This is a genomic window from Paenibacillus ottowii, assembly GCF_050516475.1.
Taxonomy (GTDB): domain Bacteria; phylum Bacillota; class Bacilli; order Paenibacillales; family Paenibacillaceae; genus Paenibacillus; species Paenibacillus ottowii.
This window is the reverse complement of record NZ_CP191577.1, coordinates 5,525,666-5,537,502: the sequence shown is the minus strand read 5'-3', so window position 1 is coordinate 5,537,502 and position 11,837 is coordinate 5,525,666. Positions and strand designations below refer to the sequence as shown.

The 11,837-nt window shown below is 53.8% G+C and carries 3 protein-coding genes and 3 pseudogenes; 5 read left to right on the top strand and 1 reads right to left on the bottom strand.

Annotation, left to right across the window (positions count from 1 at the left end):
• The first annotated feature begins 87 nt into the window (after positions 1–87).
• The 3 genes and pseudogenes from ACQQ6X_RS25630 to rzpD all read left to right on the top strand — a co-directional run bounded on the left by ACQQ6X_RS25630 (position 88) and on the right by rzpD (position 1,329).
• Positions 88–411, top strand: a pseudogene (locus ACQQ6X_RS25630) (phage holin, lambda family).
• A 22-nt stretch (positions 412–433) separates the two neighbouring features.
• Positions 434–871 carry a glycoside hydrolase family 24 protein gene (locus tag ACQQ6X_RS25625; protein ID WP_202808541.1) on the top strand — a complete coding sequence of 146 codons (438 nt, stop codon included), beginning with the start codon at positions 434–436 and terminating at the stop codon, positions 869–871.
• Positions 868–1,329 carry a prophage endopeptidase RzpD gene (rzpD, locus tag ACQQ6X_RS25620; RefSeq protein WP_000092275.1) on the top strand — a complete coding sequence of 154 codons (462 nt, stop codon included), beginning with the start codon at positions 868–870 and terminating at the stop codon, positions 1,327–1,329. The genes ACQQ6X_RS25625 and rzpD overlap by 4 nt, the downstream gene beginning before the upstream one ends.
• Positions 1,330–1,360: 31 nt before the next feature.
• Here rzpD and bor read toward each other — a convergent pair whose 3' ends face one another.
• Positions 1,361–1,654, bottom strand: coding sequence for a serum resistance lipoprotein Bor (gene bor, locus ACQQ6X_RS25615; protein WP_000738492.1), 294 nt, complete (start codon positions 1,652–1,654; stop codon positions 1,361–1,363).
• Between the two features lie 70 nt (positions 1,655–1,724).
• On the opposite strand from bor, the pseudogene ACQQ6X_RS25610 reads away from it, so the two are divergent.
• Positions 1,725–10,841, top strand: a pseudogene (locus ACQQ6X_RS25610) (amino acid adenylation domain-containing protein); the annotation flags it as partial.
• A pseudogene (locus ACQQ6X_RS25605) lies at positions 10,723–11,837 on the top strand (condensation domain-containing protein); the annotation flags it as partial. The pseudogenes ACQQ6X_RS25610 and ACQQ6X_RS25605, both read left to right, overlap by 119 nt.

The window sequence follows — 11,837 nt, the reverse complement described above, 5'->3', positions numbered from 1 at the left end:
ACTAAACACAGTAGCCTGGATTTGTTCTATCAGTAATCGACCTTATTCCTAATTAAATAGAGCAAATCCCCTTATTGGGGGTAAGACATGAAGATGCCAGAAAAACATGACCTGTTGGCCGCCATTCTCGCGGCAAAGGAACAAGGCATCGGGGCAATCCTTGCGTTTGCAATGGCGTACCTTCGCGGCAGATATAATGGCGGTGCGTTTACAAAAACAGTAATCGACGCAACGATGTGCGCCATTATCGCCTAGTTCATTCGTGACCTTCTCGACTTCGCCGGACTAAGTAGCAATCTCGCTTATATAACGAGCGTGTTTATCGGCTACATCGGTACTGACTCGATTGGTTCGCTTATCAAACGCTTCGCTGCTAAAAAAGCCGGAGTAGAAGATGGTAGAAATCAATAATCAACGTAAGGCGTTCCTCGATATGCTGGCGTGGTCGGAGGGAACTGATAACGGACGTCAGAAAACCAGAAATCATGGTTATGACGTCATTGTAGGCGGAGAGCTATTTACTGATTACTCCGATCACCCTCGCAAACTTGTCACGCTAAACCCAAAACTCAAATCAACAGGCGCCGGACGCTACCAGCTTCTTTCCCGTTGGTGGGATGCCTACCGCAAGCAGCTTGGCCTGAAAGACTTCTCTCCGAAAAGTCAGGACGCTGTGGCATTGCAGCAGATTAAGGAGCGTGGCGCTTTACCTATGATTGATCGTGGTGATATCCGTCAGGCAATCGACCGTTGCAGCAATATCTGGGCTTCACTGCCGGGCGCTGGTTATGGTCAGTTCGAGCATAAGGCTGACAGCCTGATTGCAAAATTCAAAGAAGCGGGCGGAACGGTCAGAGAGATTGATGTATGAGCAGAGTCACCGCGATTATCTCCGCTCTGGTTATCTGCATCATCGTCTGCCTGTCATGGGCTGTTAATCATTACCGTGATAACGCCATTACCTACAAAGCCCAGCGCGACAAAAATGCCAGAGAACTGAAGCTGGCGAACGCGGCAATTACTGACATGCAGATGCGTCAGCGTGATGTTGCTGCGCTCGATGCAAAATACACGAAGGAGTTAGCTGATGCTAAAGCTGAAAATGATGCTCTGCGTGATGATGTTGCCGCTGGTCGTCGTCGGTTGCACATCAAAGCAGTCTGTCAGTCAGTGCGTGAAGCCACCACCGCCTCCGGCGTGGATAATGCAGCCTCCCCCCGACTGGCAGACACCGCTGAACGGGATTATTTCACCCTCAGAGAGAGGCTGATCACTATGCAAAAACAACTGGAAGGAACCCAGAAGTATATTAATGAGCAGTGCAGATAGAGTTGCCCATATCGATGGGCAACTCATGCAATTATTGTGAGCAATACACACGCGCTTCCAGCGGAGTATAAATGCCTAAAGTAATAAAACCGAGCAATCCATTTACGAATGTTTGCTGGGTTTCTGTTTTAACAACATTTTCTGCGCCGCCACAAATTTTGGCTGCATCGACAGTTTTCTTCTGCCCAATTCCAGAAACGAAGAAATGATGGGTGATGGTTTCCTTTGGTGCTACTGCTGCCGGTTTGTTTTGAACAGTAAACGTCTGTTGAGCACATCCTGTAATAAGCAGGGCCAGCGCAGTAGCGAGTAGCATTTTTTTCATGGTGTTATTCCCGATGCTTTTTGAAGTTCGCAGAATCGTATGTGTAGAAAATTAAACAAACCCTAAACGAGGTGCATATGTCCCCATCGATCCGACGTATCCGGAGGAGCGTATCCGCTACATGCTGGACGACTCGGGAGCAGAGCTGTTGTTAACGCAAAGCCACCTAGTGGACAAAGTCGCTTTTGATGGTCAGGTGCTGGTACTGAATGGGGCACAGAGTGTGTATCACGAGGATGGTTCCAACCTGGAGCCGTTGTCTGGTCCGAACGATCTGGCGTATGTGATTTATACGTCGGGTACGACGGGGCAGCCGAAGGGTGTCATGGTAGAGCATCGCAATGTCGTACGTTTGGTGAAAAATACAAACTACGCACAGTTGGACGCTGACACGCGCATTTTGCAGACAGGCGCTATTGTTTTCGACGCATCCACTTTTGAAATTTGGGGAGCGCTATTGAACGGTGGGCGGCTTGTGCTAGTGAGACAGGATGTCATTTTGGATGTGCTCAAGCTTAAGGAAGCTGTCCACAGCCACGGCATTACCACGATGTTTTTGACTACACCGCTCTTTAACCAGCTGTCTCAGCAGGATTTGACACTGTTCGAGGGGATACAGGAGCTGCTGGTCGGTGGTGATGTGATGTCCGTACCACATATGAACCGGGTGCTAGAGGCCCATCCGTCCCTGCGAATCAGTAACATCTATGGCCCGACTGAAAATACAACCTTTTCCACAGTGCATGCGATCCCTGGTGTGCAATCGGAATCGGTGCCTATTGGCAGACCGATCCATAATTCGACAGCGTACGTCGTGGACCGTTCGATGCGGCTTCAGCCCGTCGGGGTATGGGGTGAACTACTGGTAGGCGGTGACGGGGTAGCACGTGGTTACCGTAACCGTCCGGACCTGACGTCCGAAAAGTTCATTGACAGCCCGTTCCGCAGCGGAGAACGATGCTATCGCACAGGCGACATGGTACGCTTAAATGCGGATGGTACGCTGGAATATAAGGGGCGGATCGATGCGCAGGTGAAAATTCGGGGCTACCGAATCGAACTGGGCGAGGTAGAATCGCAGCTGTTGAAGCTGGAGGCAGTGCGAGAAGCTGTGGTCATCGCACGGGAAGATGAGCAAGGGCAGAAGCAGCTCTGCGCTTATGTGGTCGCCGATGAGAAAGTTGCCGCAAGTGAGTTACGCAGCGCCTTGAGCCAGAAACTGCCGGGTTACATGATCCCTTCCTATCTGGTACAGCTGGAGCAGATGCTACTGACACCAAACGGTAAAATCGACCGCAAGGCCCTGCCAGCACCCGAAGGCAGCCTGCAAAGTGGAGCCGACTATGTCGCACCGCGGACATGGGTGGAAGTGAAGCTGGCGCAAATTTGGCAGGACGTGCTGGGCTTGGCGCAGATCGGCGTGAAGGAAAACTTCTTTGAGATTGGTGGACATTCCCTGCGGGCGACGACACTGGCCTCGAAGATTCACAAGGAGCTAAACAAACCGCTTCCACTGCGTAGCATTTTTGAAGCACCAACGATTGAGCAACTGGCCGTTGTACTGGAACAGCTGGATCAAGTGACGTATGCGTCCATTCCGGTAGCGGAAGAGCGCAGCTTCTATCCGCTGTCCTCGGCACAAAAACGACTGTATGTGCTGCATCAGTTCGATCCGCAGGATGTGAACTACAACATGCCGTCGGTGCTGCAAGTGAGCGGTCCGCTGGACGTGAAGCGAGTGGAACAGGTATTCCGTCAACTAATCGCCCGTCATGCATCCTTGCGTACTCGCTTTGATCTGATCGACAGTGAGCCGGTGCAATGGATTGAGGACACGGTACCGTTCGAGGTGGAATATACGAAGGTACAGGCAGAGGGTGCCACTACGGATACAGACACGACGGCCAGCAAGGAAGTGCATGAGCTGGTGAGTCGCTTTGTCCGTCCGTTTGATCTCAAAGCTGCGCCGCTGCTGCGGGTAGGTTTGGTAGATCTGGGCGTCCAGGGAGGAGAGCAGGAAGCCCAACATCTGCTTATGCTCGATATGCACCACATTGTCTCGGATGGGGTGTCGATGGGAGTACTGACTGAAGAATTTATCCGCTTGTACGACGGTGAAGAGCTGCCGCCACTGCGGATACAGTACAAGGATTATGCCGTATGGCAGCAAAGCGAAGCCCATCAGGAATGGATGCAGCGTCAGGAAGCGTACTGGCTGAACACCTTCCGTGCATATGTCCCCATCGATCCGACGTATCCGGAGGAGCGTATCCGCTACATGCTGGACGACTCGGGAGCAGAGCTGTTGTTAACGCAAAGCCACCTAGTGGACAAAGTCGCTTTTGATGGTCATATGCTGGTGCTGAATGGGGAACAGAGTGTGTATCACGAGGATGGTTCCAACCTGGAGCCGTTGTCCGGTCCGAACGATCTGGCGTATGTGATTTATACGTCAGGGACCACGGGGCAGCCGAAGGGTGTTATGCTGGAGCATCACGGTTTGTGTAATCTGAAAACGTATTTTGATCAGGAATCCCAGATCAGTACGTCAGATCATACATTGCTGTTTGCCAGCTATTCGTTTGACGCAGCTTGCTGGGAAATCTTCCAAGCTCTGTTCTGTGGCGCCACGTTGTACATGCCAACGTCAGAGACGATTTTGGACTATGAGAGATTCGAGCATTACATGACAGAACATCAAATTACGGTGGCGACATTACCACCGACCTATGCGGTGTATCTGGAGCCGCAGCGGATGCCAAACCTGCGTATTCTGGTCACTGCGGGTTCAGCCGCTTCCACAGAGCTGGTATATAAATGGAAGGATCAGGTGGCGTACTACAATGGCTATGGTCCAACCGAAAACTCGGTGGCAACATCCATCTGGCCAGTATCCGAAGACGCAAGAGCAGGACAGTTGATTTCCATCGGACGTCCGATGCCGAATCATCGGGTATACATGGTGGATGTACATGGACATTTGGCTCCGATAGGCGTAGCAGGTGAATTGTGCGTGTCCGGACCAGGTCTGGCTCGCGGCTATCTAGATCGTCCAGAGCTAACGGATGAGAAATTTGTACCGAATTCATTCGCGGCTGGTGAAGCAGGCTATGAACGAATGTACCGTACGGGTGACTTGGCGAGATGGATGCCGGATGGCAACATCGAATATTTGGGCCGGATCGACCATCAGGTGAAAATCCGGGGTTATCGGATCGAGCTGGGCGAGGTCGAGGCACAGATTCTGAAAGTGGAAGACGTGCAAGAGGTCATCGTGCTGGCCCAGGCGGACGAGCAGGGACAAAACCAACTAGTGGCGTACTTTGTTGCCGAACGTGAGGTGAGTGTTGGTGAGCTACGAAGCTTACTGGGTGAGGAGTTGCCAAACTACATGGTGCCTTCGTACTTGGTACAGCTGGAGCAGATGCCACTGACACCGAACGGTAAAATCGACCGCAAGGCCCTGCCAGCACCCGAAGGCAGCCTGCAAAGTGGAGTCGACTATGTCGCACCGCGGACATGGGTGGAAGTGAAGCTGGCGCAAATTTGGCAGGATGTGCTGGGCCTGGCGCAGATCGGCGTGAAGGAAAACTTCTTCGAGATTGGTGGACATTCCCTGCGGGTGACGACACTGGCCTCGAAGATTCACAAGGAGCTAAACAAACCGCTTCCATTGCGTAGCATTTTTGAAGCACCAACGATTGAGCAACTGGCCGTTGTACTGGAACAGCTGGATCAAGTGACGTATGCGTCCATTCCGGTAGCGGAAGAGCGCAGCTTCTATCCGCTGTCCTCGGCACAAAAACGACTGTATGTGCTGCATCAGTTCGATCCGCTGGATGTGAACTACAACATGCCGTCGGTGCTGCAAGTGAGCGGTCCGCTGGACGTGAAGCGAGTGGAACATGTATTCCGTCAACTAATCGCCCGTCATGCATCCTTGCGTACTCGCTTTGATCTGATCGACAGTGAGCCGATGCAATGGATTGAGGACACGGTACCGTTCGAGGTGGAATATACGAAGGTACAGGCAGAGGGTGCCACTACGGATACAGACACGATGGCCAGCAAGGAAGTGCATGAGCTGGTGAGTCGCTTTGTCCGTCCGTTTGATCTCAAAGCTGCGCCGCTACTGCGGGTAGGCTTGGTAGATCTGGGCGTTCAGGGAGGAGAGCAGGAAGCCCAACATCTGCTTATGCTCGATATGCATCACATCGTCTCGGATGGGGTGTCGATGGGAGTACTGACTGAAGAATTTGTACGCTTGTACGACGGTGAAGAGCTGCCGCCACTGCGGATACAGTACAAGGATTATGCCGTATGGCAGCAAAGCGAAGCCCATCAGGAATGGATGCAGCGTCAGGAAGCGTACTGGCTGAACACCTTCCAATTGCAGCCGATTGGGGTTGCAGGGGAGCTGTGCATCGGCGGTGTCGGTGTAGCCCGGGGGTATCTGAACCGTCCGGAACTGACGGCTGAGAAATTTGTGAAAGATCCGTTTGCCGGCGGGGAAGCCGGGTACGAGCGGATGTACCGCACCGGCGATTTGGCGAGATGGATGCCGGACGGCAACATTGAATATCTGGGCCGGATCGACCATCAGGTGAAAATCCGCGGGTACCGGATTGAGCTGGGCGAGGTCGAATCGCAACTGCTGCAAGTAGAGTCCGTACGAGAAGCCGTCGTTATGGCTCGTGCAGACGAAACGGGCCAAAAACAAATGGTGGCCTACTATGTTGCCGGGCAAGAGCTAGGGGCCAGCGAGCTGAGAAGTGAGCTGGGCCGAGAACTGCCAAGCTACATGGTGCCGTCCTACTTTGTACAGCTGGAGCAAATGCCGCTGAGTCCCAATGGTAAAATCGACCGCAAAGCACTGCCAGCACCCGAAGGCAGCCTGCAAACTGGAGTCGATTATGCCGAGCCGCGTACAGCGCAAGAACGCGCTTTGGTAGCGGTCTGGCAGTCGGTACTGGGACTACAGACGGTTGGTATTTTGGACAATTTCTTTGATTTGGGCGGCGATTCCATCAAGGCCATCCAAATCGCATCCCGTACGTTCCAGGCGGGCTATAAGCTGGACATGAAGGATTTGTTCCAGTATCCAACAGTTGCAGCCCTGGCCCCGCATATGCACGAGGTCCGTCGTATAGCTGACCAAGAAGAAGTCAGCGGGGAAACGGCGCTGCTTCCGATCCAGCACTGGTTCTTTGCCCAGGAGCGCGAGCGTCCGCAGCACTTTAATCAGGCGGTCATGCTCTATAACGCTGAGGGCTTTGAGGAGACGGCGATTCGTCAAGTCATGAACCACCTCGTGAAGCACCATGATGCGCTGCGTACGGTCTTCCGTCAGGCTTCCGATGGTTATGCGGCTTGGACACGCCGTGTAGAGGAAGGCGCGCTGTATACGCTGGAAACGGTAGATTACTGTGAACAGCAAACCTATGCAGAAGCGCTGGAAGCGAAGGCGACGGAAATTCAAAGCAGCATGGACCTATCTGCAGGACCTTTGGTGAAACTGGGATTGTTCCGCACAACCGAGGGCGACCATCTGCTGATCGCTATCCACCACTTGGTGGTGGACGGAGTGTCGTGGCGGATTTTGTTTGAAGATTTCTCGACAGGCTACGAGCAGGCGATCAAGGGTGAGTCTGTACGATTGCCTTATAAAACGGATTCCTTCCAAACGTGGGCACAGGAGTTATCTTCTTACGCCAACCGTCCGGAGGCTGCATCGGATGCGTCGTATTGGAAGCAGGTAGAGCAGGCCAAAGCTGCGATTGCTCCGCTGCCTAAGGATTTTGCCTACGAGGGCTCATTGAACGCAGACAGCGAAGTGCTGACCGTGGAATGGACCGAAGCTGAAACCCAGCAGCTGCTAAAGCAGGCTTATCGCGCCTACAACACCGAGGTCAATGATTTGCTGCTGACCGCGCTGGGACTGGCGGTGCACAACTGGACAGGTGCAGGACAGGTGCTGGTAAATCTGGAGGGCCACGGCCGGGAAGCGTTCCTGCCAGAGCTGGATATTACACGTACAGTAGGCTGGTTCACGAGCTTGTATCCGGTGCTGCTGGAGACCAGCAAGGAAATGACACTGGCTCAGCGGATTAAAGAAACGAAGGAAGGCCTGCGCCGGATTCCGCATAAAGGGCTGACCTATGGCACCTGGCGTTACCTGTCCCCTGCGTCCGGATCCGATGAAGGCCGTGCGATCGCAGCCGAGCCGGAAATTAGCTTCAACTATTTGGGCCAGGTCGATCAGGATCTGCAAAACAGTGGAATCACGTTGTCCTCCTACAGCGCAGGGGAGACAGAGGATGCCGATTCCCGATTGCCGTACACGCTGGATCTGAACGCGATGATCTCGGAAGGCACGCTACGCTTGACGATCGCTTACAGTCGTAAGCAGTATCGTAAAGAAACGCTGGAACGGGTGGCGGAACTGCTGCAATCTGCTTTGCAAGAGGTGATTGCGCATTGCGTCGCTCAAGAGCGTCCGGAACTGACGCCAAGTGATGTGTCCTTCAAAGGTTTGACGACTCGGGAACTGGAACAGATTGCGGAACAAGCGGCACGTATCGGTGAACTGGAAAATGTATACGCACTGACCCCGATGCAAAAGGGGATGCTCTTTTACAATCTGATGGATTCGCAATCGGGAGCTTATTTTGAGCAGGCCTCCTTTGATCTGCGAGGACATTTTAATATCGCTGCCTTTGCGGCCAGCCAATTGCAGCCGATTGGGGTTGCAGGGGAGCTGTGCATCGGCGGTGTCGGTGTAGCCCGGGGGTATCTGAACCGTCCGGAACTGACGGCTGAGAAATTTGTGAAAGATCCGTTTGCCGGCGGGGAAGCTGTTTACGAGCGGATGTACCGCACCGGCGATTTGGCGAGATGGATGCCGGACGGCAACATTGAATATTTGGGCCGGATCGACCATCAGGTGAAAATCCGCGGGTACCGGATTGAGCTGGGCGAAGTCGAATCGCAACTGCTGCAAGTGGAATCGGTACGCGAAGCCGTGGTCATGGCCCGTGCGGATGAAACGGGACAAAAACACATGGTAGCCTACTATGTTGCCGGGCAAGAAATCAGTGCTAGCGAGCTGAGAAGTGCGCTGGGCCGGGAACTGCCAAGCTACATGGTGCCGTCCTACTTTGTACAGCTGGAGCAAATGCCGCTGAGTCCCAATGGCAAAATCGACCGCAAAGCACTGCCAGCACCCGAAGGCAGCCTGCAAACTGGAGTCGATTATGCGGAGCCGCGTACGGCGCAAGAACGCGCTTTGGTAGCGGTCTGGCAGTCGGTACTGGGACTACAGACGGTTGGTATTTTGGACAATTTCTTTGATCTGGGCGGCGATTCCATCAAGGCTATCCAAATCGCATCCCGTACGTTCCAGGCGGGCTATAAGCTGGACATGAAGGATTTATTCCAGTATCCAACAGTTGCAGCCCTGGCCCCGCATATGCATGAGGTGCGTCGTATAGCAGGTCAAGAAGAAGTGAGCGGGGAAACGGCGCTGCTTCCAATCCAGCACTGGTTCTTTGCCCAGGAACGCGAGCGTCCGCAGCACTTTAATCAAGCGGTCATGCTCTATAACGCTGAGGGCTTTGAGGAGACGGCGATTCGTCAAGTCATGGATCACCTCGTGAAGCACCATGATGCGCTGCGTACGGTCTTCCGTCCAGATGCCTCGGGTTATACGGCTTGGACACGCCGTGTAGAGGAAGGCGCGCTGTATACGCTGGAAACGGTAGATTACCGTGAACAGCAAAGCTATGCAGAAGCGCTGGAAGCGAAGGCGACGGAAATTCAAAGCAGCATGGACCTGTCTGCAGGACCTTTGGTGAAGCTCGGATTGTTCCGCACAACCGAGGGCGACCATCTGCTGATCGCCATTCACCACTTGGTGGTGGACGGAGTGTCGTGGCGGATTTTGTTTGAAGATTTCTCGACAGGCTACGAGCAGGCGATCAAGGGTGAGCCTGTACGATTGCCTTATAAAACAGATTCCTTCCAAACGTGGGCACGCGAGTTGACGGCTTATACTCATCGTTCTGTGGCCGCATCGGATGGGTCATATTGGAAGCAGGTAGAGCAGGCTAAAGCTGCGATTGCTCCGCTGCCTAAGGATTTTGCCTACGAGGGCTCCTTGAACGCAGACAGCGAAGTGCTGACCGTGGAATGGACCGAAGCTGAAACCCAGCAGCTGCTAAAGCAGGCTTATCGCGCCTACAACACCGAGGTCAATGATTTGCTGCTGACCGCGCTGGGACTGGCGGTGCACAACTGGACAGGTGCAGGACAGGTGCTGGTAAATCTGGAGGGCCACGGCCGGGAAGCGATCCTGCCAGAGCTGGATATTACACGTACAGTAGGCTGGTTTACGAGCTTGTATCCAGTGCTGCTGGAGACTGGCAAGGAAATGACACTGGCTCAGCGGATTAAAGAAACGAAGGAAGGCCTGCGCCGGATTCCGCATAAAGGGCTGACCTATGGCACCTGGCGTTACTTGTCCCCTGCGTCCGGATCCGATGAAGGCCGTGCGATCGCAGCCGAGCCGGAAATCAGCTTTAACTATTTGGGGCAGGTCGATCAGGATCTGCAAAATAGTGGAATCACGTTGTCCTCCTACAGCGCAGGGGAGACAGAGGATGCCGATTCCCGCTTGCCGTACACGCTGGATCTGAACGCGATAATCTCGGAAGGCACGCTGCGTTTGACGATCGCTTACAGCCGTAAGCAGTATCGTAAAGAGACGCTGGAACGGGTGGCAGAACTGCTGCAATCCGCTTTGCAAGAGGTGATTGCACATTGCGTCGCTCAGGAGCGGCCAGAGCTTACCCCAAGTGATGTATCCTTCAAAGGTCTGACGACTGGAGAACTGGAACAAATTGCAGAGCAGGCGGCACGTATCGGTGAACTGGAAAATGTATATGCACTGACCCCGATGCAAAAGGGGATGCTCTTTTACAATCTGATGGATTCGCAATCGGGAGCTTATTTTGAGCAGGCCTCCTTTGATCTGCGAGGACATTTTAATATCGCTGCCTTTGCGGCCAGCCGAAGAGCTGCCGCCACTGCGGATACAGTACAAGGATTATGCCGTATGGCAGCAAAGCGAAGCCCATCAGGAATGGATGCAGCGTCAGGAAGCGTACTGGCTGAACACCTTCCGAGGTGAACTGCCTGTGCTGGATCTACCGACAGACTTTGCCCGTCCGTCGATACGTAGTACAGCAGGCGATATCGTGGTGTTCGGGCTGGAACGCGAAGTGAGCGAACGGCTGAAAGAACTGGCCGCGAACACAGGTTCTACGCTGTATATGGTCCTGCTGGCGGCGTACACCGCACTCTTGCACCAATACAGCGGCCAAGAGGACATCGTCGTCGGCACGCCGATTGCCGGACGACCCCATGCCGATCTGGAACCGATTCTCGGCATGTTCGTCGGTACGTTGGCACTGCGAAACTACCCGACAGCAGAGCATACCTTCCGCAGCTACGTGGAAGAAGTGAAGGTTCGCGCCCTGCAAGCCTACGAGCATCAGGACTATCCATTTGAAGAACTGGTGGAAAAGCTGAATGTGAAGCGGGATATGAGCCGCCATCCGCTGTTTGATACGATGTTTACCCTGCAAACGACCGAGGAAGGCGAGCTGCAACTGGCAAACCTCAGCTTCCGTCCATATGGCTTGGAACAAACACCAGCGAAGTTTGACTTGACGCTGGAAGCCAGAGAGGAAGAGGCAGGCATCCAGTTCGGATTGCAGTATGCAACTGCGCTGTATCAACGGGAAACGGTAGAACGGATGACACGCCACTTTATTCGCTTGGCCGAAGTCGTAGCGGCGAACCCGGATGCGAAGCTGGGTGAGCTGGAGCTCATTACGGCAGAAGAAACCGAGCAGATTCTGAGGGTGTTCAATGATCCGAACGCACATCGCGTGCGTGGAACACTCCAAGGTCTGTCGCTCAGCGAGCGTTTTGAAGAGCAAGCGAAAAACCACCCTGAGCGGATAGCCGTGGTGTCTGGGGACATGGTGCTAACCTACGCTGAGCTGAATAAGCAGTCGAACCAGTTGGCCCGTGTGTTACGTGCGAAAGGAGTTGAAGCAGATCAACCGGTAGGCGTACTGCTGGAACGTTCTGCGGATATGCTGGTGAGCATTCTGGGGGT